Source organism: Neisseria mucosa, assembly GCF_003044445.1.
Taxonomy (GTDB): Bacteria; Pseudomonadota; Gammaproteobacteria; order Burkholderiales; family Neisseriaceae; genus Neisseria; species Neisseria mucosa_A.
In genome coordinates, this window is the sequence record NZ_POWX01000002.1 from 86,918 (window position 1) to 113,176 (window position 26,259).

Here is a 26,259-nt window from a genome sequence, read left to right on the forward strand (position 1 = left end):
AAATTTTAAAGAAAGACCCACCCATGCCCAAACGTACCGACCTAAAATCCATCCTTATCATCGGCGCCGGCCCTATCGTTATCGGTCAGGCTTGCGAATTTGACTATTCGGGCGCACAGGCCTGCAAGGCTTTGCGTGAAGAAGGCTATAAAGTCATTCTGGTGAATTCCAACCCCGCCACGATCATGACCGACCCTGAAATGGCGGATGTTACCTACATCGAGCCAATTATGTGGCAGACGGTGGAGAAGATTATCGCCAAGGAGCGGCCTGATGCGATTCTGCCCACGATGGGCGGTCAGACCGCGCTGAACTGTGCGCTCGATTTGGCGCGCAACGGCGTGCTGGCGAAATACAATGTCGAGCTGATCGGCGCGACGGAAGACGCCATCGACAAAGCGGAAGACCGCGGCCGCTTTAAGGAAGCGATGGAGAAAATCGGCCTCTCTTGCCCGAAATCCTTTGTCTGCCACACGATGAACGAAGCCTTGGCGGCGCAGGAACAGGTCGGCTTCCCGACGCTGATTCGTCCGTCTTTCACCATGGGCGGTTCGGGCGGCGGCATTGCCTACAATAAAGACGAGTTTTTGGCGATTTGCGAACGCGGTTTCGATGCGTCGCCCACCCATGAGCTGCTGATTGAGCAGTCCGTCCTCGGCTGGAAAGAGTACGAGATGGAAGTGGTGCGCGATAAGGCGGACAACTGCATCATCATCTGCTCGATTGAAAACTTCGACCCGATGGGCGTGCATACGGGCGACTCGATTACGGTTGCGCCGGCGCAAACGCTGACGGACAAGGAATACCAAATCATGCGCAACGCCTCGTTGGCGGTATTGCGCGAAATCGGCGTGGACACGGGCGGCTCGAACGTGCAGTTTGCGGTGAACCCTGAAAACGGCGAGATGATTGTGATTGAGATGAACCCGCGCGTGAGCCGTTCGTCGGCTCTGGCTTCCAAAGCGACGGGCTTCCCGATTGCGAAGGTGGCGGCGAAGCTGGCTGTCGGCTTTACGCTGGACGAGTTGCGCAACGACATTACCGGCGGCCGTACGCCCGCGTCGTTTGAGCCTTCCATCGACTATGTGGTAACCAAAATCCCACGTTTCGCGTTTGAAAAATTCCCTGCCGCAGACGACCGCCTGACCACGCAGATGAAATCGGTGGGCGAAGTAATGGCGATGGGGCGTACCATTCAAGAAAGCTTCCAAAAAGCCCTGCGCGGCTTGGAAACGGGCTTGTGCGGCTTCAATCCGAGAAGCTCCGACAAAGCGGAAATCCGCCGCGAACTGGCGAACCCAGGCCCTGAGCGTATGCTGTTTGTGGCAGACGCGTTCCGCGCGGGCTTCACGCTGGAAGAAATCCATGAAATCTGCGCCATCGATCCTTGGTTCTTGGCGCAAATTGAAAACTTGGTGAAAGAAGAGCAGCAGGTCAGTGCAGGCTGCCTGCAAGATTTGGATTTCGCCGCCTTACGTCGTCTGAAACGCAAAGGCTTCTCCGACAAACGCATCGCGCAGCTTTTGGGCGTAAAAGAAAAAGAAGTGCGCGAACACCGCTACGCGCTGAAGCTGCATCCTGTGTACAAACGCGTCGATACCTGCGCCGCCGAGTTCGCCACCGAAACCGCCTACCTCTATTCCACCTACGAAGAAGAATGCGAAGCGCGTCCTTCCGACCGTAAGAAAGTGATGATTCTCGGCGGCGGCCCGAACCGTATCGGTCAAGGCATCGAGTTTGACTACTGCTGCGTTCACGCCGCGCTCGCCCTGCGCGAATCAGGCTTTGAAACGATTATGGTGAACTGCAACCCCGAAACCGTGTCCACCGACTTCGACACCAGCGACCGCCTGTATTTCGAGCCGCTGACGCTGGAAGACGTGTTGGAAATCGTCCGCACCGAAAACCCGTGGGGCGTGATTGTGCATTACGGCGGCCAAACCCCGCTCAAACTCGCCAACGCATTGGTTGAAAACGGCGTGAACATCATCGGCACGTCCGCCGACAGCATCGATGCCGCCGAAGACCGCGAACGCTTCCAAAAAGTGTTGAACGACTTAGGTCTGCGCCAACCGCCCAACCGCATCGCCCACAATGAAGAAGAAGCGCTTGTCAAAGCCGAAGAAATCGGCTATCCGCTGGTCGTGCGCCCGTCTTACGTCCTCGGCGGCCGCGCCATGCAGGTCGTCCATTCCGCCGAAGAGTTGCAAAAATACATGCGCGAAGCCGTGCAGGTATCCGAAGACAGCCCCGTGTTGCTCGACTTCTTCCTGAACAACGCGATTGAAGTCGATGTGGACTGCGTTTCAGACGGCAAAGACGTCGTTATCGGCGGCATCATGCAACACGTCGAACAGGCGGGCATCCACTCCGGCGACTCCGGCTGCTCGCTGCCGCCCTACTCGCTCAGCGAAGAAATCCAAGACGAAATCCGCCGCCAAACCAAAGCCATGGCCTACGCGCTGGGCGTGGTCGGTCTGATGAACGTACAGTTTGCCGTACAGGACGGCGTGGTGTTCGTGTTGGAAGTGAACCCGCGCGCCAGCCGTACCGTGCCCTTTGTCTCCAAAGCCACCGGCGTACCGCTCGCCAAAGTCGGCGCGCGCTGCATGGCAGGCATTTCCCTGCAAGAGCAAGGCGTGGAAAAAGAAGTCGTCCCCGATTTCTATGCCGTTAAAGAAGCCGTGTTCCCCTTCATCAAATTCCCCGGCGTGGACACCATCCTCGGCCCCGAAATGCGCTCCACCGGTGAAGTGATGGGCGTGGGCGCAAGCTTTGGCGAAGCCTACTACAAAGCCCAACTCGGCGCAGGCGAACGCCTGAATCCGACCGGCAAAATCTTCCTCGCCGTACGCGACGAAGACAAACCGCTCATCGTCAAAACCGCGCAAAACTTCCAAGCACTCGGCTACGGCGTCTGCGCCACACGCGGCACCGCCGAATACCTGAAAGAGCACGGCATCATCGTACAAGCGGTGAACAAAGTGCAGGAAGGCCGCCCGCATATCGTGGACGCGATTAAAAACGGCGAAATCGCGCTGGTGGTCAACACCGTCAGCAGCTCGGCGCAATCCATCGCCGACAGCCACAGCATCCGCCGCACCTCCCTCACCCAACGCGTGCCGCAATACACCACCATCGCCGGCGGCGAGGCCATGAGCGAAGGCGCAAAAAGCCGCGACCATCTGGGCGTATACAGCGTGCAGGAGTTGCATGGACGGTTGAAAAACAGAGGCTGAATCTGAATCGGGTTTAGCTTAAACAAAAGGTCGTCTGAAAATAAGACTTATCTTTCAGACGACCTTTTGCCATCCGTCTTCCAAACTGCTAAACTATTTACATTATTTTTACTTGAGACATACGCACACATGAAAGACCCAGAGCAGAGCAGCATGACCACCCGCCGTTTTTCGTGCGTATCGATATGAATCAGGCAGCTTGAGCGTTTCAGGCTGCCTTTTCGCGTTTGAACACAAAGGAATACAAAAATCATGGATTTCAGTTGGTTGGCAGAGCCGCATACATGGATAGGCTTTGCCACGCTTCTGGTACTCGAAGTTGTCTTGGGGATAGACAACCTCGTTTTCGTCGCTATTTTGGCGAACAAAGTCAAACCTGCCCAACGCGACCGCGCGCGTATTACCGGTTTGGGGCTTGCGGTCGTTATCCGCATCATCATGCTCGGCTTCATGGCACACATCATGACCCTGACGCGCCCGCTGTTCCACATCAGCGGGTTGGACGTTTCCGGCAAAGACATGATTATGCTCGCGGGCGGTATCTTCCTGCTCTACAAAGCCACCACCGAGCTGCACGAACGCCTCGAAGGGCATAACCAGTTTGCCGTTGCCGACAGTCAGAAGAAACACGCGCGGTTTTGGAGCGTGGTTGCTCAAATCCTGATTCTTGACGCAGTATTTTCCATCGATTCCGTCATCACTGCCGTTGCGATGGTCGATCACATCGTCGTCGCCATGGGCGCGGTTGCCGTTGCCATGACCGTCATGATTTCCGCCAGCAAACCGCTGACCGAGTTTGTGGACAGGCATCCTACCGTCGTCATGCTCTGTTTGGGTTTCCTGCTGATGATCGGTTTCAGCCTTATTGCCGAAGCTTTCCATTTCCACATCCCCAAAGGCTACCTCTACGCCGCTATCGGCTTCTCCATCCTGATTGAAGCGTTCAACCAAGTTTCGCAACGCAACAGCCGCAAAAACGACTACATCAGCAGCTCGTGGCGCAAGCGCACCGCCGAGAACGTCTTGGGCATGATGGGCATACGCGAAAGCGTGCTTGCCAAAGCGGGCGACGAAGCAGAGGACGACGGGCATTTTGAGGAAAACGAAAAATCCATGATACGCAGCGTTCTGACGCTTGCCGAACGTCCCATCCTCGGCGTGATGATTCCACGCCGCGACATTGAGCGTTTGGACATCTCTCAAAGCCGCGAAGAGCAACACGCCCAACTGCAAAATACCCCGTACAGCCGCCTGCTTGTCGTCGGTAAAGCCGGAGTGGATGAACCGTTGGGCTACATCAACAAAAAAGACCTGCTCGCCCAACTGCTCGAAACCGGCGAACTCAATATCCAAGCCGTCCTACGTCAGCCGCTAGTCCTGCCGGACAGTACGACTGCGTTGGGTGCGATTGAACTGTTCCGCCAAAGCAGCGCGGATTATGCTTTGGTGGTCGATGAATTCGGCGCAGTTTTGGGCATGGTTACCATGAAAGACCTGCTGGAAACCATCGCGGGCGAATTCCCCGAAGAGTTTGAACGCCAAGAAGAACCTGCCGTTCAAGAAAATGCCGATGAAAGTCTGACCGTGGACGGCTCGTTTGAATACGTCGACCTCGCCCCGCAATTGAATCTCCCGCCGCAGGAAGAAGATGCCGACTTCCACACCGTCGCCGGACTGATTATGGAAGAGCTGCAAAGCATTCCCGATGTCGGCGACTTTGCCGACTTCCACGGCTGGCGTTTCCAAGTCGTTGAAAAAGACGGGCAACGCATTGAGCGGGTACAGATTACCAAGCTGCCTGACGAAGGATAATCAAGCCCTCATTGTGAAATAAAAAGGTCGTCTGAAAACTGAACTGCACCCCAAAAGTTGGACACCCCCTCCGACTCACAAGGTGCAGTTTTTTTATGAGCAAATATACATTACACTTCAAATACCAAGCCGTACTCCACTACCTGCACATACGCAGCCAACAGCGTACGCAGACCACTACGGCATCTCCCGAACCCACCTGCGACGATGGATACGCGCCTATCAAGAAGGCGGCAACAGGCGCACTTAGCCTGTTAGCCGCTTTCAACAGGTTTAAACACATCGCCTTCAGATGGCTTTGTGCGCTCACTTTAATCAGCCCGAAATAGGCTGCCCGGGCGTAGCGGAATTTACGGTGCAGCGTACCGAAGCTTTGTTCGACTACATAACGGGCCTTCGACAAATAGCGGTTACGTTTGATTTGGTCTTCCGTCAGCGGACGGTTGCGGTGGGCTTTGCGCATAATGCCGTCTAACAACTGATGCTCTTCCAGATGTTGCCGGTTTTCCTTACTGTCATAGCCTTTATCGGCATAGACGGTCGTACCTTCAGCTATCCCTTCCAACAAAGGCGACAGGTGGTTGCACTCATGGGTATTGGCGGGGGTAATGTGCAGTTTCTCGATATAGCCTTCCTCATCGGTACGGGTATGTTGTTTGTAACCGAGTTTGTATAAACCGTTTTTCTTTGTCCAACGGGCATCTTTATCTTTACTCGGTGTGGTTTGGCCGCTGACTTGTCCTTCGTCATCGACTTCTATGGTCTGACGCTGTTTGCTGCCGGCGGTCTGAATAATGGTGGCGTCAATGACGGCGGCGGATGCTTTCTCTACTTTTAAGCCTTTTTCGGTCAGTTGGCGGTTAATCAGTTCCAGCAATTCGGACAGGGTATCGTCTTGCGCCGCCGGTTACGGTAGCGGCATAAGGTGCTGTAATCGGGGATGCTCAACTCGTCGAAACGGCAAAACAGGTTGAAATCGATGCGGGTGATGAGGCTGTGTTCGAGTTCGGGATCGGAGAGGCTGTGCCATTGGCCGAGCAGGACGGCTTTGAACATGGACAACAGGGGATAGGCGGGACGGCCGCGGTGGTCTCGAAGGTAACGGGTTCTTTGACGATTCAGGTACTGTTCGATCGGCTGCCAATCAATCACTTGATCCAACTTCAACAGTGGGAAGCGGTCGATGTGTTTGGCAATCATGGCTTGTGCGGTTTGCCGGAAGAAGGTACTCATGAGAAATCCCCTAAATGTCTTGGTAGGAATTTAGGGGATTTTGGGGAATTTTGCAAAGGTCTCTTGATAGCAGAACAAAGGTAAACACGCAATAAAGCGCACATCAGTGTGATTTCAAACCTACCACATTCTTTAAACGGACAAAAGGTCGTCTGAAACAGCCAAATTCAGCTTTTCAGACGACCTTCTTCCATTCTTTCTAAATCAGACGCCTTTAAAACGCTTCGCCGACTTTCACGCCGCCTGCGGTGTCTTTAGGCGTGGCAAGTTGCGCTGTCATGGCTTGGGCGGCTTGGAACGCGGGGGTTTGCATCACGGCTTGGGCGGCTTCCTTGCCTAGTGTATTCGCCATGTATTGCCAGCGGTTTGCCAAATCGGGATTGGCGGGGATTTGGAAGCCGTCGCGCAGTTCGTCGACGAGGTCGGGACGGTTACAGACGAGGACGATGTCGCAGCCTGCCGTGAAAGAAGCGTTTGCGCGTTCTTTGATGCCGCCCGCTGCGCCCGCGCCTTCCATGGTGAGGTCGTCTGAAAAGATAACGCCTTTAAATCTAATGTCTTGACGCAGAATTTTTTTCAGCCATTTTTCGGAGAAACCGGCGGGCTTGCCATCAATTTGCGGGTAAACGACGTGGGCGGGCATGACTGCCGCCATGCCTTCATTGCTTAAGGCGCGGAACGGGATAATGTCGGCGGCTTCGAGTTCGGCAAGGCTGCGCGTGTCTTCGGGTTGCACCAAATGGCTGTCGCCTTCGACGAATCCGTGTCCGGGGAAGTGTTTGCCGCAGGATTTCATGCCGCCTCGGTTCAGACCCTTTTGCATGGCAAGGGCGAGCTGGGTTACGGTGTCGGCGTTGCGGTGGAAACTGCGGTTGCCGATGACGGGACATGTTCCCCAATCGAGGTCTAGGACGGGCGTGAAGGAAAGGTCGATGCCGCAGGCGGTCAGCTCTGTCGCCAATACCCAGCCGACCTGTTCGGCTTTTTCTTTGGCGGCGGCTTCGCCTTCGGTATCCCAAATCTGCCCTAAGGTATTCATGGCGGGCAGGCGGGTAAAGCCGTCAATAAAGCGTTGCACCCTGCCGCCTTCGTGATCGACGGCGATGATGAGTTCGGGCGTGCGCAGCGCTTTAATTTTTTGAACCAGGGCTTTGAGCTGCTCGACGTTTTGAAAATTGCGGCGGAACAGGATGACGCCGCCGATGGACGGATCGAGCAGGCGTTGTTTTTCTTCTTCGGTCAGACAGTAGGCGGCAACGTCTGCTATGACAGGGCCACGCGGGATAGAATGGGGAGCGTTCATTTTTGGGTTCCTTAAAATATTTCAGACGACCTTTGATACTTAAGGTCGTCTGAAAACGGGAAAACACATCAGGCAACTTTGCCTTTTTTGTCTTTCAGTATGAAGATGAGGGCGACCATGACGACACCGGTTGCGAAAAAGCCCAGCCAAGCCGATTGGGTCATGCCCAACACGAGGTAGCCTACCGCTGCCGCACCTGCGACGGTCAGAGCGTAAGGCAGTTGCGATGTAACGTGGTCGATGTGGTTACAATGCGCGCCGGTGGAAGACAGGATGGTGGTGTCGGAGATGGGCGAACAGTGGTCGCCGCACACCGCGCCAGCCATGACAGCGGACATACACGGGATAACCAACGAAGCATCGACTTTAACCGCCATCGCAGCGGCAATCGGCAACATAATGCCGAACGTTCCCCAGCTTGTGCCTGTGGCAAACGCCATTACGCTGGCGAGCAGGAAGAGGATGACGGGCAGGAAGCCGGGATGGATATTGTCTGCGACCAGTTTGGAGAGGTAGTCGCCGGTGTGCATTTCGCTGACGACGGTGCTGATGAGCCAAGCGAGAATCAGGATGGTAATCGCGCCGAACATCGAAGCCATGCCTTGAATGATGGCTTTCGGATAGTCGGAGGCTTTGATGGTGCCGAGCGTGCAGAGGATGACGGTCAGTACGCCGCAAGTGCCGCCGAACACCAGCGAAGTGTTCACATCGGTATTTTCAAACGCGCCCAAAATAGTAAAAGTTTCGCTTGCCTGCGCGCCTGTGTAAATCATGGCGGAAACGGTGGATACGATTAACACCAAAACAGGAATAATCAGCGCGTAAACCCTGCCTTTGGGGTCGTCTGAAACGGCAGTTTCGTCGTGAACTTCCTGCAACGCCGCTCTTTCAAAGTGCGCCATCGAGCCAATATCGAAGGAGAACCATGCAACAATAAACACCATCAGCAGGGCAAACAAGGCGTAATAGTTCATCAGGCTCATGGCGACGAACGTACCCATCGGCGTGTATCCAGTGATGTGGTGGGTCACGAGTAAACCCGCCAGTGTGGCGATAATCGAAGCGCCCCAGCTTGAAACCGGCATCAGTACACACATGGGCGCAGCGGTAGAATCAAGGATATACGCGAGTTTGGCGCGGGAAACTTTGAATTTGTCGGTAACGGGGCGGGCAATTGCGCCGACGGCGAGACTGTGGAAATAGTCGTCGATGAAGGTAACAAACACAAGACAGGCAGTCAGCATTTTTGCGCCGCGCCGTCCTTTGATGTGTTGCTTCGCCCAGTTGGCAAATGCCTGATTGCTGCCTGAAAAAGTCAGCAGCGAAGTAAAAATACCGAGCAACAATAAGAAAATCAGAATTTTAGGTTTTCCCAAAGACCAATCGCCGTCTACCCAGGTCAGCCCGACCACCATGTCTTTCAGGTGTGTCAGTCCGTCAATCGGGCTGCCACCGACCAAAAAGGCAACGCCGACCAAAATACCGATGCCCAAAGACAAGAGTACGCGGCGGGTAATGACGGCAAGTGCCAACGCCAAAAACGGCGGCACGACGGCTAAAAACGAATTCGAATAATCAATCAGTTGCATAATATTTTTTATAATAGGAAGTCAATCGGAGCGGAACGTTTTCAGACGACCTTTGTATTGGATATGATTGTTGACAAACATCCTAAAGAGTAAACAATCAAAACTTAAACAAATCAATCCGTTGTCAAAATTGCAAAATACCCGCTACCTAAGGATGGCGGGTATTCTATCATTGAATGGCGTTTGCGTTGCGTCTTATTGCAGGGTTAAGGCAAGGAAAAGCGTATTGCCGTCGCGCTGAACCAGCAGCGGCACGTTTTTGCCCGCACCTGCCAACGCGCTGCGGAAGCTTGATTCGTCGTTGACGCTGATTTGGCTGACGGCGAGGATTTCGTCGCCGCGTTTGAGTCCGGCACGTTCCGCCGCGCCGCTGACGCGGGAAACAATCAGGCGGCTTTTGCCTGCGCCTTCATCGACGCGCAGAGTCAGTCCCGTATTGTCGACGGTAAAGCCGTCCGCCGGATTTGCATGCTGCGGCTGCTCGGTAGCGCGTGAAGAAGTTTCGTTCTGCTCCGCCATGCTGCCGAGTTTGACTTTCACATTGATTTTCTCGCCTTTACGCCATACTTCCAGCGTAACTTCTTTGCCCGGCAGTATCGAGCCGACCATGACCGGCAAATCGCTGGACACGCGCACTTCTTCGCCGTTGACGCTGCGGACGATGTCGCCCACTTGCAATCCTGCCTGCATTGCGGGGCTATTCGGCATCACTTTGGCAATCAACGCGCCGCTGGCTTTGTCCAAGCCGAACGATTTTGCCAGATCGTAAGAAACTTCCTGAATAATCACGCCCAATTGACCGCGCTGAACCTTACCGCTGGTTTTCAACTGCTCGGCAACGTTCATCGCCACATCAATCGGAATCGCAAAGGAAATGCCCATAAATCCGCCACTGCGGCTGTAAATTTGGGAGTTGATGCCGACTACCTGACCTTTCAGGTTAAACAGCGGACCGCCCGAGTTGCCCGGATTAATGGCAACGTCGGTTTGGATGAAAGGCGTGTAGCTTTCGTTCGGCAGACTGCGGCCTTTGGCGGACACGATGCCTGAAGTAACGCTGTTATCGAAGCCGAACGGCGCACCGATGGCGGCAACCCATTCGCCCGGTTTCAAATCTTTCGGATTGCCGATTTTGACGACGGGCAACTCTTCCGACGCGTCAATTTTCAACAGCGCGACATCAGACTGCGTATCCGAACCGATCAGCTTGGCGGTGTATTCGCGTTTGTCGTTGAGCAGGACTTTGATATTGCCCATGCCGGCGACAACGTGGGCATTGGTCAGGATATAGCCGTCTTTGCTGATGATGAAGCCGGAGCCGAAATTCAAATCATCGTCGGCAGATTCGTCTTCCGGCATATCGGGCATATTCGGGACCAGGCGTTTGAAAAACTCGTAAAACGGGTCGTTGTCCGGAAACTGGCTCAAGTCCATGCCCTGCTCTTCAGACTGCCCGCTGCCTGCGGCACGGCCGGCGGGGGACGCTTGGATATTGACCACCGCCTGACCTTCGTTTTGCACCAATTGTGCGAAATCGGGCAGCAGCATACCGACGCTGCCGTCATTTTTGGAGGGTTCGATTCTCTGTACGAATTCTTCGCTTTTACTGTCGCCGCCGAAAAAGCTGCTGATTTTGTCGCAGCCGCCCAAAGCCAGCGCAGAAGCTGTTACCAAAGCAAAGTATCTGTATTTTTTCATTTTTTCGCGCACCGCGTTTCCTTTTCCGAATAACGGATTGTGTTCTTGCATCTTAAAAACCGGGGTCGTCTGAAACTTTTATCGTTTTCCAACCCGATGAGGTCGAATTTTACCTTTTGCCCGTATTTTTTCAAGCATTTCATTTTAAATAAAAAAATGCCGTCAGAAATTTTAACCTAATGGGAAGGTTGTTTTGTTGATTGTTTACAATTTATCAACGTTTACATCAACTTCGCGCCATACTCGCATAAATCATTAATCATACATTTCCCGCATTGCGGCTTCTGCGCCTTGCAGGTGTAGCGTCCGTGCAGAATCAGCCAATGATGCGCATCCATCAAAAACTCTTTCGGCACGAAACGCATCAGCTTGTCTTCCACCTCGCGCACATCCTTGCCCGGCGCGATTTTAGTACGGTTGGAGACTCTAAAAATATGCGTATCGACCGCCATGACAGGATGACCGAACGCCGTGTTCAACACCACGTTCGCCGTCTTGCGCCCCACGCCCGGCAACGATTCCAAAGCCTCGCGGTCTTCCGGCACTTCGCCGTTGTATTTTTCCAGCAGGATACGGCAAGTCTGCATGATGTGTTTGGACTTGGTTTTATAAAGCCCGATGGTTTTCGTATATTCCATCACACCGTCCAAACCCAAATCCAGCATCGCCTGCGGCGTATTGGCAACCGGAAACAGCTTCGCCGTCGCCTTGTTCACGCCCACATCAGTCGCCTGCGCCGACAGCAAAACGGCAATCAAAAGCTCGAAGGGTGAATTGAAATGAAGCTCGGTAGTCGGATGGGGATTGGCAGCGCGGAAACGCTCGAAAATTTCTTGGCGGATCTGTTTGTTCATGGGGATATGGGTAGGATTTGTGTGTGTCTTTATCGTTTGCCCGATTATATCGCAAAAGGTCGTCTGAAAACGCCAAATGCTTTTTCAGACGACCTTTTCACGTTCCGTTTACGCTTCCTGCACGTCCACATCCACCGACCATCTGATTTTGCCGTCGCGGTTTTGCTGCAACACCTGCACCCACAAACTCACGGCGCGGTGCAAATCATGTCGGGATGGGGATTCGAGGAAGATTTGCGCGCGTTCGCGTTCGGCGAGGCGCACCATCAGCATGGGGGCGGCGCCGAACTGGGAGACGCTTTCGGGCAAAAGCGGGACGAGGGTTTCTTTGGCGGCGTTGAGAAATTCCATCGCATCGGCAACGCGCGGCGCGTCGGCACGGATGGCGGTCTGAAAACCGAAGGGCGGCATGGCGAACATTTGCCGTTCGTTCAATTCGTTTTCGGCAAACACGGCGTAGTCCTGCGCTTTGACGGCGGTGAAGACGGGATGTTCGGGCAGTTGGGTCTGTATCAACACCTTGCCGGGTTTGTCGGCGCGCCCCGCCCTGCCGGACACCTGCATCAGCTCGGCAAACAGCCTTTCCGGCGCACGAAAGTCCGCGCTGTACAGGCTGCCGTCGGCGTTCAATACGATAACGAGGTTGAGCCGCGCGAAATCATGGCCTTTGGCGAGCATCTGCGTGCCGACCAGAATGTCGATTTCGTTGTCGGCGATGCGGCGGTACAAATCCGCCCAGTCGTTTTTGTGCGCGGTGCTGTCCCTGTCGACGCGGACGACGGCTGCCTTGGGCAGGAAGGCGCGCAGGGTTTCTTCGACGCGCTGCGTGCCATGTCCGACGGCGGTCAGGTCTTGGTTACCGCAGTCGGGGCATTTGAACGGGATGGGTTCGCGGTGGTCGCAGTGGTGGCAGCGCAGTTGGCGGGCACGTTGGTGCAACACCATTTTGGCGGAGCAGTTCGGACAGCCGAAGGTATGGCCGCAGTCGCCGCAAAATAATGCGGGCGCAAAGCCGCGCCGGTTGAGGTACACCAGCGACATGCCGCCTGCTTCAAAATTCTGTTTCAAAAGCTGCAAGGCTTGCGGCGAGAAGCCGTTGTCGAGTTTCAGACGACCTACGTTGAGGATGTCCACTTGCGGCAGTTGCGCGGCGGCATGGGCGCGCTCGGTCAGTTGCAGCAGGCGGTACGCGCCGCTTTGCGCCTTGTGCCAGCTCTCCAAGCTGGGCGTGGCGCTGCCCAACACGACGGGACAGCCGCTCTGCTTCGCCCGCCACACCGCCAAATCGCGGGCATGGTAGCGCAATTCGTTGTCTTGTTTGAACGAGCCGTCGTGTTCCTCATCGACTACAATCAAACCGACATCAGGCAAAGGCGTAAACACCGCCAGCCGCGTGCCGATCACCAGCTTCGCCTGCCCCAACATCGCGCGCAAATAATCCTGCGTGCGCCTGCCTGCCGCCATCTGGCTGTGCAACACGGCGGTCGGCACGTCGGCAAAACGGTTTTCCACCCGCTTCAAAAGCTGCGGCGTGAGGTTGATTTCGGGCAACAGAAACAACACCTGCCGCCCCTGCGCCAACACTTTCGCCATCGCATCGAAATACACCTCGGTCTTACCGCTGCCGGTAATGCCGTACAGCAGAAACGGCTGGAAGCTGCCGAAGGTCGTCTGAATTTCATCGGAAGCCTGCTGCTGGTCGGCGTTGAGCTGAAATTCAGACGACCTCAATACAGGCTTTGCCGCTTCCGTCGTTTCAATCCAGCCCTGCTCCGCCCAATCTTCGATTAATTTCGCCGCCTGTGCGTTCACCTGCTTCAACGCCGCCATCGTCATCCCGCCCGACAGCAGCGCGTCCCACAAAGCCGCTTTTTTGTTGAACCGCGCCGGCGGCGGCGTTTGCGCCCTGCCCGCTTCGTTCAGCGCGTAAAACAACGGCGGCTGCGGCATTTCCACCGCGCGCGTTTCCTTCAAACCCTGCGGCAGCGCGGCAAACACCGCCTGCCCCGTCGGATAGTGGTAATAACGCGACGTAAACGAGAGCAAATCACGCCAGCTTTCGGGCAGCGGCGGCTCGTCCGAAAAGGTCGTCTGAACGCCCAAAATCCGCGCCGCATCCATATCCGGAGCAATATCCGTTTCCCACACAATCCCGACCACGGTCTTGTTGCGGAAAGGCACAAGCACCCGCGCGCCCAGCGGCAGCGGCTCGGAATGGGAATAAGTCAAAAGGCCGTCTGAAAGCGGCACGTTTACAGCGATGCGGTGGTAGATCATACAGGCAAGCAAATCATTTTTTTGCGTATTTTAACAGCCGAAAGCTATTTTCAGACGATAAATTGAGCCTCAATACAATGCAGGCATGACAGAGGTTTGATACAATGCGGTTTTCTTGACACACGCTTATACTTAAAAATGAAAACCAAATTAATCAAAATCTTAGCCCCCATCGCTCTGATCTCTCTGACCGCATGCGGGCAAACGCCCGTTTCACAGGCAAATGCAGCGCCCTCTTCATCCGCTTCCAAGCCCGCCACACCCGCACAAGGCAAAGTCGGTGAAGCCTTGAAAGCCCGCCTCGAGAAAATTTATGAATCCCAAGGGCTGAAAGTCATCAGCGTCAGCGAAACCCCCATTCAAGGCATTTATGAAGTCGTTGTCAGCGGCAAACAAATCATTTACACCGATGCCAAAGGCGACTATATGTTCGTCGGCGACCTCATCGACGTCAACACGCGCAAAAGCCTGACCGACGAACGCGCCGCCGATTTGAACAAAATCGACTTCGCCACCCTGCCTTTCGACAAAGCCATCAAAGAAGTGCGTGGCAACGGCAGCCTGAAAGTCGCCGTCTTCTCCGACCCCGACTGCCCGTACTGCAAACGCTTGGAACACGAGTTTGAAAAAATGACCGACATCACGATTTACAACTTCATGATGCCGATTCCAAGCCTGCACCCCGATGCCGCGCGTAAAGCCGAAATTTTGTGGTGTCAGCCCAACCCAACCCAAGCATGGACCGACTGGATGCGCAAAGGCAAATTCCCGAGCGGTAAAACCAATTGCGACAACCCCGTTGCCGAGACCACTTCTCTGGGCGAACAATTCGGCTTCAACGGCACGCCGACCCTCGTTTTCCCGAACGGCCGCAGCCAAAGCGGATACAGCCCCATGCCACATCTAAAAGAAATTATCGAGAAAAACCAGAAATAAGGTTGCTTCCCCTACGACAAAGGTCGTCTGAAAACCTCTACATAAGGTTTTCAGACGACCTTTGTCTTTGATTATCGGATTGTTTATCGGACGAATCCCGTTATTTGACCTTAGTCGCCATCAGCGTATGCAACCGGCGGTTGTCGGCGCGGGCGACGGTGAACTGCAAGCCGCCGATCACGACTTTTTCGCCTCGCACGGGCAAGTGTCCCAATTCCTGAATGACCAGCCCACCGATGCTGTCGGCTTCTTCGCTGCTGTAATCCGTACCGAAAAAGGCGTTGATGTCTTCGATTTCAGTTACGGCATTGATACGCCAGCGTTCGGTGGAAACGGCGTGGATGTTGTCCGCACTTTCGTCTTCATCAAATTCGTCTTCAATGTCACCGACGATTTGTTCGATGATGTCTTCAAAGGTTACCAAACCCGATGTACCGCCGTATTCGTCGATAACAATCGCCATGTGGTTGCGCTGCTCGCGGAATTCTTTCAAAAGCGCGTTCAGCGATTTGCCTTCGGGTACGAAAACGGCAGGACGAAGGATGGATTTGAGGTTGAACTGCTCGGGATTGAACATGTATTTGAGCAGGTCTTTGGCGTGCAGGATGCCGAGGACTTCGTCTTTGTCTTCACCGATGACGGGGAAACGGGAATGGGCGGTTTCGATGACGTAGGCAGTGATGCGCTCGATGCTGTCGTTTTCTTTCAAAACGTTCATGTGGCTGCGGGTAATCATGGCATCGCGCACTTCCAACTCGGCAAAGTCGAGGACTTTTTCCAGCCGCAAAAGTGTATCCGCGTCAAATACTTCCTGTTCGTGTGCCTGCCGCAGCAGGCTGAGTACGTCTTCGGCGGAATCGGGTTCGCCGGCAAGTCGGGAAATCAAACGTTCGAAAAATGTCGGTTTCGACCGGGTGTCGTCCATTTCAGTATTCGTCCTCTTGGTAGGGGTTGGGATAACCTGCTGCCTGCATCAGGCGGATTTCGAGCGCCTCCATTTCTTCGGCCTCGGTCTCTTCGATGTGGTCGTAGCCCATCAGGTGCAATGTGCCGTGCATGGTCAGGTGGGCAAAGTGCTGCTCGGCGGTTTTGCCCTGCTCGGCAGCTTCTTTCAATACGACTTGCGGGCAGATGATCAAATCGCCGCAAAGCTCGTCTGAAAACTGATCGGGCAGGATTTCGCCTTCGTTCAAGGCAAAACTCAACACATTGGTGGCGTAGTCTTTGCTGCGGTAATCGCGGTTGTAGGCGCGGGCTTCTTCTTCGTCCAGCAGAATCAGGCTGATGTCGGCGCGGCGGTATTCGTTTTTCAACGCCGCCCATGCCCAGCGGTAGAAATCGCGTTCGCTCGGAAGGTCGGCGGCGGTTGAGGCGTTTTCAAAATTCAGGCAGAAACGTTGCCGCTGCAACGATAAGAAGGGATATTTTTTGGCGCGCTTCATGCTGTAAGGCTATTGGTTTAAAATGTTTTTAGAGAATAAGTTTTATTTTACGGCAGTATGCACTACCATCATGCCAGTACACATTATAATTTATTTCGTTGCAACAGATATAGTTTAACGGCTTCTCCTACAGCTTCGCAGCGAAATACCTTTATCAACCACGGTAATTGCAAATGAACAAATTTCTTTTCCCCATACTGATTGCCCTGACAGCCTGCTCCCCGCAAAACAAAATCGAAACGTCGACTGCCCAACCGACGGAAACGACGGCAGAAAAAAACAGCGGCGATATGGTCAAAATGACAGGAACAGTCCTTTATTCGCTCGAACAGGCTGAATTTATCGCCGACGGGAAAACCTATTTCATCAACGGCGGCGAAAGCCTGATGGACCAAGTAGAAAAGAACCGCCTGAGTTCCGGCTCATATAACGTTACCCTAAACAATGTCTGCATTCAGGGAAAAGTGCTGACCAAAGAACAAAACCAAGGCAACGGATTCGGTCCCTTGGGCAAGTACAGTCAGGCAGTTACCGTAGAAAGTTTGTGTTAGACTGTCGAACTTCCCGCCTCATGAATTAGAAAACCAGAAACTGCAAATGAACCCGAAAAAACTCGTTATCGCCAGCCGTGAAAGCCTGCTTGCCATGTGGCAGGCAAAACATATCCAAGGTCGTCTGAAAACCCTGTATCCCGACTGCGAAGTCGAAATCTTGGGCATGACCACGCGCGGCGACCAGATTTTGGACAAAACCCTGTCGAAAATCGGCGGCAAAGGCCTGTTTATCAAAGAGTTGGAACAAGCCTTACAGGACGGTCGCGCCGATTTGGCAGTACATTCGATTAAAGACGTGCCGATGGATTTGCCCGAAGACTTCGCCCTTGCCGCCATCGGCGAGCGCGCCAATCCGTTTGACGCGTTCGTATCCAACCAATACGCGCGTTTGGAAGAAATGCCCAAAGGCGCCGTCGTCGGCACATCCAGCCTGCGCCGCGAAGCCCAGTTGCGCGCCCGCTATCCGCACTTAGTCATCAAACCCCTGCGCGGCAACGTGCAAACCCGCCTGTCCAAACTCGACAACGGCGAATACGATGCCATCATCCTCGCCGCCGCCGGATTGCAGCGTTTGGAACTGGACGAACGCATCCGCCTGATCCTCTCCGAAGCCGACAGCCTGCCCGCTGCCGGACAAGGCGCGTTGGGCATCGAAATCGCCGTACACCGCACCGACCTTTTGGACGTCTTGAAACCCTTAAACCACGATGTCACACACGCCTGCGTTACCGCCGAACGCGCCCTCGCCCGCGCTTTGGGCGGAAGCTGCCAAGTGCCGCTTGCCGCGTATTGTACCGAAGAAAACGGCCTGCTCACCCTGCGCGGACTGGTCGGACACCCCGACGGCTCGGTAATCTTGCAGGCAGACGCGCAAGCCCCCGCCGCCTACGCCGACGCACTCGGACGTGCAGTCGCCAAAAAACTGGCGGACGACGGTGCGCAGGAATTGATTGAAGCCGTTTTGAAAGAACAAGCCGAATAAATCGGTTCGCAAGAAAAGGTCGTCTGAAAAGCTTCAGACGACCTTTTGCCATTGGCCGTCAAACTTGAAAGACGGCGCAAATAAGCGCAAAATGTTAACAAGTTAACCTCCGAATCCTAGGGGCTGTCGGCATTTAATTTTCCAAGTGGATTTTCGTTCACAAAGCGGAAGATTCAAGGCGGAAACCGCAACAAGATTGGACACCTTGTGAGAATTTCCAACACAGAAGATGCCGCTTTGGGGATAAAAAGACACGGAAACTATTAAATGTCGACAGACCCTATGGCTTCCTTTCTTCCTAAAATCAACAACCTTGCTGAAAACTGGAAAGCAAATGAGTAAAAAACTCCACCCGCAGACGCTCGCCATACGCGGCGGCAAAGAGCAAACCGAATACCGCGAACACAATCAGGCATTGTTTCTCACCAGCAGCTTCATGTGGGACAACGCCCAACACGCCGCCGATTTGTTTTCCAAAAAAGTCAAAGGGTTCACTTATACCCGTACCGCCAACCCGACCATCGCCGCTTTTGAAAAACGCATCGCCGCTTTGGAAGGCGCAGAACGCGCGGTCGCTACTTCGACCGGTATGTCCGCGATTCAGGCGGCGTTTTTCACCTTCCTGCAGGCGGGCGACCATGTGATTTCCAGCCGCAGCCTGTTCGGCACGACCGTCGGCTTTATCAATAACATCGTCACCAAATTCGGCATCGAAGTGAGCCATGTGTCGCCGACCGATTTGGACGAATGGAAAGCCGCTGTCAAAGCCAACACCAAGCTGCTGTTTTTGGAAACGCCGTCAAACCCTTTGGGCGAAGTGGCCGACTTGGAAGCTTTAGCAGAATTGGCGCACAGCATCGGCGCGCTTTTGGTGGTGGACAACAGCCTGCTGTCGCCCGTCGGTTCGCAGCCTTTGAAACACGGCGCGGATATTTCCGTTTCCTCTGCGACCAAAGCCATCGACGGACACGGACGCGTGATGGGTGGCGTGTTGGCAGGTTCTGAAGAGTTGATGATGCAGGTCGCCATGTATTGCAACTCTTGCGGGCTGGCGATGTCGCCGTTTAACGCATGGCAGTTGTTAAGCGGCGTAGAAACCCTGTCGCTGCGTTTGGAAAAACAGTTCGACAACGCCCTGAAAATCGCGCAATGGCTGCGAACACAGCCGCAAGTCCAAGCCGTGTACTACACCGGATTGCCAGACCATCCGCAGGCGAAGCTTATCCGCAAACAGCAAAACGGCGGCGGCATCGTGGTCGGCTTTGAAGTCGCCGACCAAGAAGCCGCGTGGAAAGTCGTCGACAGCGTCGAGCTTTTCTCCCGTACCGCCAACCTCGGCGATGTGCGCTCGACCATTACCCATCCGTGGACAACCACGCACGGCAGGATGCAGCCCGAAGAAAAACTCGCCGCCAACATACGCCCGGGATTGGTGCGCCTGTCCGTCGGCTTGGAATACGTCGATGACTTGATCGACGATTTGAAACAGGCGTTGGCGCGTTAAGCCAAACGCCCGACGAACGGCATTTACCTGAGCCATTACATTTCAGACGACCTCTTGGCGTTCCAAAGGTCGTCTGAAAACATTAAAATACACACAACATCAAATAAGGAAATCGATTATGAGTGAAGCAGAATTTTCCGACTGGGCAATGAAAATCTGCCTGACCGGACTGATTATCTTCTTGGGCTTTATCGTCTGGAACTTGGGTAAGGAATCCAAAGCGGGCAAATTCGGTATCGCGATTTTGTTCCTGGTACTGGGCTTGGGCGTGTTCGGATTTATTTTTAAAGAAGTGCTGATTAAATTCATCGCCCTGCCTTGAATCGGCAAACAAAGAAGAATAAGGGAAAGGTCGTCTGAAAAAGCCCGTATCCGGGGCTTTTCAGACGACCTTTGCATTTTGACAGGAAAGTTAAGGTAGGAGCTTGGTACATTATTAAAGTATTACTGCACGGAATTTGGCATGGCAAAGTCAATCAGATGGGTGAAGAAATGTTTGTATCCATAATGCATGAAAATTTCAATAAAAACCTCCTTACCGCTATTCCTATTCCTAATTTGAATTCACGCCATATTTAGCAACGATACCCGACAAAGCGGACAGATGAAACTTTGGTAACAAGCGCATCAATAAAGCTGAAATTGCGGGCAAAGCATTAAAAGATAAAAATAAACCCTTACTATTTTTTAGTAAGGGTTTATTGAAATTTGGCACGCCCACGGGGAATCGAACCCCGGTTACCGCCGTGAAAGGGCGATGTCCTAACCGCTAGACGATGGGCGCGGATAAATAAATTTTTTGGCGCACCCGGAGCGATTCGAACGCCCGACCCTCTGGTTCGTAGCCAGATACTCTATCCAACTGAGCTACGGGTGCATTTTCATCACTTCGCTTCTGCGCTGTGAATCAAGAAGACCGAATATTATAGAAACCCTTCCCTATTGTCCAGCCTTTAAATTCAATTTTCCCAGATAAAATATTAACATTTTGAAAATTAAAGAAATTAAATTACCTTAAAATCCCGGTTCCAGACAAATCCTGAGCCATTTTGGCGGCGGCATTGTCTGTCATACCGCCGACAAAATCTAAAATTTTCATATATGCCTGATATAGGCTGTCCGTTTCAAGTATGGGATTATGGTTTTTCAGAAGATCCAAGATTAAAGATTGGCGGACATCTAATTTCTGCTCAACCAGCAAGGCATGGGCTGCTGGGACAAACAAATCGAGTATCGACCCTAAGCACGGGAAAGTGGCAATTTCGGTCATCAGCTTGGTACGGTGGCGAAAGATGCGCGTGCGTGCGAGTTCTTTGGCTTTTTCCAAAGTGTTTTGGACTTCCGGGCTGCACAAGGAAATCAAGTCTTTTCCCTTAAATTCGCCGCTTAATAAATCGGATTGGTGTTTCATGAAGGTTTGCGCGGCATCTTCGATGGCTTTGCCTATGGCAATGCCGCGCAGCATGGCGCAACGTTGGCGGCTGGATTGGGCATGCCATGTACTTTCTTCAAAGGTCAGCTCAGACAAGACGCTTTCGACTTCGGTATCGGTCAGCAACTCAAGCTCCACCGCATCTTCCAAATCCAGCAATGCGTAACAGATGTCGTCTGAAGCCTCCATCAGGTATGACAGCGGATGGCGTACCCATTGGTCGCAGCCTGCTTCGAGCAATCCCAACTCCGCTGCAACTCGGCGGATAAACGGCAGCTCGGTTTGATAAATATTGAATTTGGAACGCCCGCGCGGACCTTGGCTTGTCCACGGATATTTTATCAATGCGCCGATTGATGCCGCACTCAAACGCATTCCGCCCGCATCGGGATACATTTCCAAATTGGCGACAATGCGCAGGCTGTGGGCATTGCCTTCGTAAGTTTGCACGTCGCTCAATTCGGCTTCGCTCAGCGATGTCAGAAAGCGGAGATTTGTTTCCTTTCTGAACCAATGGCGCAATGCGTCCTCACCCGTATGCCCGAACGGAGGGTTACCCAAATCATGCGCCAAACAGGCGACTTGGACGACAGCACCAATATCGCCCGGAGTATTGTTTTCGGGCAGGAATCCGCCGGCTTGCAACATGACGCCGACACGGTTACCCAAACTGCGTCCGACGCTGGCAACTTCGACACTGTGTGTCAGCCGGTTGTGCGTCAGGTCATGTTCGGCAAGCGGGTGGACTTGGGTTTTCCTGCCCAACCGCCTGAATGCGCCGGAAAACACGACTCTATCGTAATCAATGTGGAAATCGGTACGCAGGGCATCGATACCCTCTTGTGTGGACGGCGTAACCGTAGGGATAATTTCGCCGTTTTTTGCGCGGAAGCGTTGCGGGGAAAGCAGTTGGGACCAAGTCATTGCCATTGGGGTAATCCTGTTTGCGATTGATTGAATATTTTTCAGGCGTTTTCAGACGACCTTTTAGGACGAGGATTAAAGGAATCGTGCCGCTCCCCGGTTCGCCAAAGCGTCCGCCTTTTCGTTTTCGGAATGCCCCGCGTGGCCTTTCACCCATGTCCACTGTAATTCGTGTTTATGCGACAAGGCATCGAGTTCTTTCCACAAATCGTCGTTTTTCACCGGTTTTTTGGCGGCGGTTTTCCAGCCGTTTTTCTTCCAGCCGTGTATCCAGCCTTCCATACCGTTTTTGACGTATTGCGAGTCGGTACAAATCACGACGCGGCACGGGCGTTTGAGCGCCTTCAACCCTTCTATGACGGCGGTCAGCTCCATTCGGTTGTTCGTGGTTTCGGCCTCGCCGCCGCACAATTCTTTTTCATGATTTCGGTAGCGCATCAATACGCCCCAGCCCCCTGCCCCCGGATTGCCTTTACAGGCTCCGTCTGTATAAAGGTAAACGGTATCGTCCATATATCGGTTTGTTTTGCAATTTGCACAATAAAGGCATTCATCTTATCACAAGGTTTGAATCCGCCAAGCGGCTTTGCCCCAAACAGGCATATAATATGCACCTTATCGCAAACAGATTAAAGGAACCGACGATGGACGGACAAATGGAACTTTTTTGCTATCAGGAACTGCCGGTTTGGCAGGCAGACGAGATTCCCGACGCGCTGCGGGCGGGTCATGCGTTTGACGAAGGGGAATGGGCTTGCCTGAACGTATTGCAAGGTCGTCTGAAATATTCGGAAGCAGACAGTGCAACAAACACCGAGCTGACTGACGAAGACGGCGATCAGATGATTGCGCCGCAGCAACAGTTTACGGTCGAGCCTTTGACGGACGACACGGAAATCAAGCTCTCGCTTTATTGCGCGGCAAAAGATTATTTCCATAAAAAATACGGCATGAGCGCGACCCATTCGGCGGTCGTGGCGGCGGAGGATGTGGTTCCTGCGGGGAAGGCTTTGGATATGGGCTGCGGTCAGGGGCGTAATGCGCTGTTTTTAGGTTTGAAGGGATTTGACGTCACCGCCATGGACAACAATCCGCAGGCGGTGCAAAACGTCAACGAGTTGGCGCGTATGGAAGGCTTGGACGTGCGGGCGTTGGAATATGATTTGAATGCCGCCAACCTTCAAGACCATTTCGACTATATCGTGGCGACGGTTGTGTTTATGTTCCTGCATCCGCGCTTTGTGCCGCAAGTGATTGCCGATATGCAGGCGCACACCAACCCGGGCGGCTACAACCTGATTGTTTCGGCGATGGACACCGAAGACTTCCCCTGCCCTATGCCTTTCCCGTTTAAATTCAAAGAAGGCGAGTTGCGCGAATACTACCGCGACTGGGAGATTGCCGAGTACAAAGAAGAACTCGGCGCCATGCATGCGAAAGACGCGGCGGGCAATCCGATACAGTTTAAGTTTGTCACTATGTTGGCGAAAAAGCCTGAAGCGTAAACGGATGAGGTCGTCTGAAATGTTTTCAGACGACCTTTAGGTATCCGCTTTGTTACGGCGCTTTGAACTTTTTCTACCTGCCATCCGACCGGCAGCATCAAATCCGGATTGTGCCGGATAGAGGCGGTTTCCACTCAAACACGCATTATCGACAATTTAAAAAACAAAAAGGTCGTCTGAAACCTTTCAGACGACCTTTTTATTATCAAATAATCAGTTGCTCAACACATCCACGCCTTTGGGCGGGGTGAACTTGAATGCGCCACGCGAGAGGTTGGGCTTGGTGTTCAAGCTGCCGAAGGTGATGGAAGTTTGGTTGCCGAAGCTGTCTTTCAGCTGCATGGCGGCGAGGTTGTCGCCTTTGAAGCCGATGCGGATGTATTGGTAGCCGGCGTTGTTTTTCTTAGGCGTTGCCAAAACGTAGTCGATGCCGTTGGACGAGCCGTCTTCTTTGAGCGAGTAGCTGCTGTCAAGGGCGGTTTTGTTGGAAAGGATGGCGGCGGGGCTGTCGCCGATGGTTTGGTCTTGGGCGGACTTGGTCACTTGTGCCAAATCAACATCATAGAGCCAAATGGTTTGACCGTCGCCTACGATGGTTTGTTTGTAGGGCTTGGTGTATTCCCATTTGAAAAGGCCCGGACGCAGAATTTTGAAAGTGCCGTGTGCGGTTTGGGTTTTCTTTTTGCCTTGGACGGTTTGGGTGAAGCTGCCGCTGATACCGTCGGCGTCATTGTTGAATTTTTTGAGTGCATCTACTGCGCCTGCCTGTGCGAAACCGATGGTTGCGGTCAGGGCGGAAGCAGCGAGAAGTTTGAACAGGTTGTGTTGTTTCATCATTATTTTTCCTTGTTGGAAGGGGTGTGGCGCCCAGTATCGATGTTACAAAATAACAATGCAAGCCGCTTATGGGCGGTTTACATTTTGCAAACAGTGTTTTCCGAGGGCTAATTTTTTGAAGCTGCGGGATTTTTTCCTGCTGAAAAGACAATCGGGTTTCACAATTCTTTAATGTATGCCGACTGTGCAAACTGTGGTATTTAATGGTTTTTGACGCGGAACGCCAAATTGTAAAGATTATATTCCTTATATTGTTTTTTTTAAACGCTATAATGTTTGTTTTCCGAAAAACGGCAGACTTGGGATGAAACCTGATATTTATGCTTTGCTCGAACTTGCCCTGCTTTCAGACGACCCCGATGAAAAAGGACGGCTGACGGATGAAGCGTTTGCCGCCGTTCAAAATATCGAAGAAGCGAAGGCAAACGCCGCGCCGCTGGACTTCCGCCACGCGGGACGGCCGCCTAAGCCTGTTTTGGTCGCGCCGTCGCAACTGACGCCGCGCAAGATGAACACGACCGAAGGCTATGCGGCGATGCTGCACGCGATTGCGCATATCGAGTTCAACGCCATCAATCTGGCTTTGGACGCGGCATACCGTTTCCGCACGCTGCCGTTTCAGTTTGTGTGCGACTGGGTGCGGGTGGCGAAGGAAGAGGTGTACCACTTCCGCCTGATGCGCGAACGGCTGCGCGCTTTCGGCTTCGATTACGGCGATTTCGAGGCGCACAACCATTTGTGGGACATGGCGTATAAAACCGCCTACGACCCGCTGTTGCGCATGGCGTTGGTGCCGCGCGTATTGGAGGCGCGCGGGCTGGACGTTACGCCGGGGATACGCGCGAAGGTGGAACAGCGCGGCGATTCGGAAACCTGCGGCGTGTTGGACATCATTTACCGCGACGAAGTGGGCCATGTCGCCATCGGCAACCATTGGTATCAACACCTCTGCCGCGAACGCGGTTTGGAACCTGTCGCCCTGTTCCGCAGTCTGATTGCCCGTTACGATATGTTTATCTTCCGCGGCTATGTAAACATCGAAGCGCGCGAAAAAGCAGGCTTCAGCCGCTTCGAATTGGATATGTTGGAAGATTTCGAGCAGGGTTTGAAACAAGGCAAAAAGGTCGTCTGAAAACCCTGAATCCGGATTTTCAGACGACCTCTGTTGAGGAACGTTATGTCTCACCATCACGAACACCATCATCACGCACACGCCCACACGCATACTGCCAACAAAAAAGTATTGCGCGTGTCGTTCATCATCATCGCCGCCTTTATGCTGCTGGAGGCGTTCGGCGGCTGGCTGACCCACTCGCTCGCGCTGCTTTCCGACGCAGGGCATATGTTCAGCGACGCATTTTCCTTGGGCGTGGCGTTGTGGGCGTTCAAACTCGGCGAAAAAGAAACCACGCTGCAAAAGACCTTCGGCTACAAACGTTTCGAAATCCTCACCGCCATGTTCAACGGCTTGTCGCTGGTGGTCATCGCCGTGCTGATTTTCTACGAAGCCGTCAAACGCCTGCTTTATCCGCCCGAAATCGCCACGCTGGGGATGCTTGTTATCAGCGTCGTCGGTCTGCTAGTCAACATCGGCGTGGCGGTTTACATGCTGAAAAACAGCGACACCGAAGCCAACGTCAACATGCGCGGCGCGTATCTGCACGTTTTAAGCGACCTTGTCGGCTCGGTCGGCGCGATTGCCGCCGCCGTACTCATGATGGCGTTCGGTTGGAAATGGGCGGATCCGCTCGCCAGCGTGTTCGTTGCCGCGTTGGTCGGACGCAGCGGCTGGAGCCTGCTCAAACAAACGCTGCACATTCTGATGGAAGGCGCGCCCGAAAACATCCACACCGACGACCTGCTCGCCGTCATCCGCAACACCGACGGCGTCAAATCCGTCCACGACCTACACGTCTGGACGATTACCAGCAATATCAACGTCCTATCCTGCCACATCGTCGTGGACGGCAGCATGACCGTTGCCGAATCCGAACAAATCGCCTACCGCATCGAACACGAGTTGTCCCACAAAAACATTGGACACTGTACCATCCAAATCGAAAGCGAACGCCACCCGCACAAAAACGAGATTTTGTGTTCGCCCTACGCAGAAGCACATCACAGCCACAGCCATTAAA

The 26,259-nt window shown here is 53.6% G+C and carries 20 protein-coding genes, 2 tRNA genes and 1 pseudogene; 10 read left to right on the forward strand and 13 right to left on the reverse strand.

Annotated features, from left to right (window positions below):
• The first annotated feature begins 23 nt into the window (after positions 1 to 23).
• Both carB and DBY90_RS01640 read left to right on the forward strand, forming a co-directional pair.
• Complete coding sequence (gene carB, locus DBY90_RS01630) at positions 24 to 3,239, forward strand: carbamoyl-phosphate synthase large subunit (protein WP_107986437.1); 3,216 nt, start codon at positions 24 to 26, stop codon at positions 3,237 to 3,239.
• Positions 3,240 to 3,491: 252 nt separating this feature from the next.
• Positions 3,492 to 5,051, forward strand: coding sequence for a TerC family protein (locus DBY90_RS01640; protein WP_107986441.1), 1,560 nt, complete (start codon positions 3,492 to 3,494; stop codon positions 5,049 to 5,051).
• A gap of 229 nt (positions 5,052 to 5,280) precedes the next feature.
• Here DBY90_RS01640 and DBY90_RS01650 read toward each other — a convergent pair.
• From DBY90_RS01650 to DBY90_RS01675, 6 genes and pseudogenes are all read right to left on the reverse strand, one after another.
• Positions 5,281 to 6,284 (reverse strand): annotated as a pseudogene (locus DBY90_RS01650) (IS5 family transposase); the annotation flags it as partial.
• A 214-nt stretch (positions 6,285 to 6,498) separates the two neighbouring features.
• Entirely contained in the window at positions 6,499 to 7,587 is a 1,089-nt protein-coding gene (nagZ, locus tag DBY90_RS01655) for a beta-N-acetylhexosaminidase (RefSeq protein WP_070492769.1), read from the reverse strand.
• A gap of 68 nt (positions 7,588 to 7,655) precedes the next feature.
• A complete protein-coding gene (locus DBY90_RS01660) occupies positions 7,656 to 9,176 on the reverse strand; it encodes a Na+/H+ antiporter NhaC family protein (protein WP_070492770.1) in 1,521 nt (506 codons plus the stop codon).
• A 195-nt stretch (positions 9,177 to 9,371) separates the two neighbouring features.
• A complete protein-coding gene (locus tag DBY90_RS01665; protein WP_411713443.1) occupies positions 9,372 to 10,874 on the reverse strand; it encodes a DegQ family serine endoprotease in 1,503 nt (500 codons plus the stop codon).
• A gap of 221 nt (positions 10,875 to 11,095) precedes the next feature.
• Positions 11,096 to 11,728: an endonuclease III gene (gene nth, locus DBY90_RS01670; protein WP_019269879.1), complete on the reverse strand. Its 633-nt coding sequence runs from the start codon at positions 11,726 to 11,728 to the stop codon at positions 11,096 to 11,098.
• Between the two features lie 108 nt (positions 11,729 to 11,836).
• Positions 11,837 to 14,005: a primosomal protein N' gene (locus DBY90_RS01675; protein ID WP_070492772.1), complete on the reverse strand. Its 2,169-nt coding sequence runs from the start codon at positions 14,003 to 14,005 to the stop codon at positions 11,837 to 11,839.
• Between the two features lie 138 nt (positions 14,006 to 14,143).
• On the opposite strand from DBY90_RS01675, the gene DBY90_RS01680 reads away from it, so the two are divergent.
• Positions 14,144 to 14,941 (forward strand): DsbC family protein, encoded by a 798-nt coding sequence (locus DBY90_RS01680; protein ID WP_070492773.1) that lies wholly within the window; start codon positions 14,144 to 14,146, stop codon positions 14,939 to 14,941.
• 100 nt (positions 14,942 to 15,041) lie between these two features.
• Here DBY90_RS01680 and DBY90_RS01685 read toward each other — a convergent pair whose 3' ends face one another.
• Together DBY90_RS01685 and ybeY are read right to left on the reverse strand one after the other, a co-directional pair.
• Complete coding sequence (locus DBY90_RS01685; protein ID WP_070492774.1) at positions 15,042 to 15,866, reverse strand: HlyC/CorC family transporter; 825 nt, start codon at positions 15,864 to 15,866, stop codon at positions 15,042 to 15,044.
• Position 15,867: 1 nt separating this feature from the next.
• Positions 15,868 to 16,383 carry an rRNA maturation RNase YbeY gene (ybeY, locus tag DBY90_RS01690; protein ID WP_003779150.1) on the reverse strand — a complete coding sequence of 172 codons (516 nt, stop codon included), beginning with the start codon at positions 16,381 to 16,383 and terminating at the stop codon, positions 15,868 to 15,870.
• Between the two features lie 173 nt (positions 16,384 to 16,556).
• Here ybeY and DBY90_RS01695 point away from each other — a divergent pair, with 173 nt between their 5' ends.
• From DBY90_RS01695 to DBY90_RS01710, 4 genes are all read left to right on the forward strand, one after another.
• Complete coding sequence (locus tag DBY90_RS01695; protein ID WP_070492775.1) at positions 16,557 to 16,934, forward strand: hypothetical protein; 378 nt, start codon at positions 16,557 to 16,559, stop codon at positions 16,932 to 16,934.
• Between the two features lie 46 nt (positions 16,935 to 16,980).
• On the forward strand, positions 16,981 to 17,919 hold the full coding sequence (gene hemC / locus DBY90_RS01700) for a hydroxymethylbilane synthase (RefSeq protein WP_070492776.1): 939 nt from the start codon (positions 16,981 to 16,983) through the stop codon (positions 17,917 to 17,919).
• Between the two features lie 334 nt (positions 17,920 to 18,253).
• On the forward strand, positions 18,254 to 19,423 hold the full coding sequence (gene metZ / locus DBY90_RS01705) for an O-succinylhomoserine sulfhydrylase (protein WP_070492777.1): 1,170 nt from the start codon (positions 18,254 to 18,256) through the stop codon (positions 19,421 to 19,423).
• Positions 19,424 to 19,541: 118 nt separating this feature from the next.
• The gene (locus DBY90_RS01710) at positions 19,542 to 19,745 is read left to right on the forward strand and encodes a DUF2788 domain-containing protein (RefSeq protein WP_070492778.1); all 204 of its coding nucleotides are present in this window, start codon (positions 19,542 to 19,544) and stop codon (positions 19,743 to 19,745) included.
• Positions 19,746 to 20,132: 387 nt separating this feature from the next.
• Here the strand turns inward: DBY90_RS01710 and DBY90_RS01715 are convergent.
• The 4 genes from DBY90_RS01715 to rnhA form a co-directional block, all read right to left on the reverse strand.
• Positions 20,133 to 20,207 (reverse strand) — tRNA-Glu (locus DBY90_RS01715).
• A gap of 16 nt (positions 20,208 to 20,223) precedes the next feature.
• Positions 20,224 to 20,300, reverse strand: a tRNA-Arg gene (locus DBY90_RS01720).
• Between the two features lie 132 nt (positions 20,301 to 20,432).
• Positions 20,433 to 21,785 (reverse strand): deoxyguanosinetriphosphate triphosphohydrolase, encoded by a 1,353-nt coding sequence (locus tag DBY90_RS01725; RefSeq protein ID WP_039404217.1) that lies wholly within the window; start codon positions 21,783 to 21,785, stop codon positions 20,433 to 20,435.
• Positions 21,786 to 21,854: 69 nt separating this feature from the next.
• On the reverse strand, positions 21,855 to 22,292 hold the full coding sequence (gene rnhA / locus DBY90_RS01730) for a ribonuclease HI (RefSeq protein ID WP_070491984.1): 438 nt from the start codon (positions 22,290 to 22,292) through the stop codon (positions 21,855 to 21,857).
• A gap of 131 nt (positions 22,293 to 22,423) precedes the next feature.
• Between rnhA and tehB the strand changes: the two genes are divergently transcribed.
• The gene (tehB, locus tag DBY90_RS01735) at positions 22,424 to 23,284 is read left to right on the forward strand and encodes an SAM-dependent methyltransferase TehB (RefSeq protein WP_070491987.1); all 861 of its coding nucleotides are present in this window, start codon (positions 22,424 to 22,426) and stop codon (positions 23,282 to 23,284) included.
• A gap of 213 nt (positions 23,285 to 23,497) precedes the next feature.
• On the opposite strand, the gene lolA is transcribed toward tehB, so the two are convergent.
• Entirely contained in the window at positions 23,498 to 24,121 is a 624-nt protein-coding gene (lolA, locus tag DBY90_RS01740) for an outer membrane lipoprotein chaperone LolA (RefSeq protein ID WP_003741714.1), read from the reverse strand.
• Positions 24,122 to 24,425: 304 nt separating this feature from the next.
• On the opposite strand from lolA, the gene DBY90_RS01745 reads away from it, so the two are divergent.
• Together DBY90_RS01745 and DBY90_RS01750 are read left to right on the forward strand one after the other, a co-directional pair.
• Complete coding sequence (locus DBY90_RS01745) at positions 24,426 to 25,253, forward strand: ferritin-like domain-containing protein (protein WP_070491990.1); 828 nt, start codon at positions 24,426 to 24,428, stop codon at positions 25,251 to 25,253.
• Between the two features lie 45 nt (positions 25,254 to 25,298).
• Positions 25,299 to 26,258, forward strand: a complete 960-nt coding sequence (locus DBY90_RS01750) for a cation diffusion facilitator family transporter (RefSeq protein ID WP_070491993.1) — start codon at positions 25,299 to 25,301, stop codon at positions 26,256 to 26,258.
• Position 26,259: the final 1 nt, after the last annotated feature.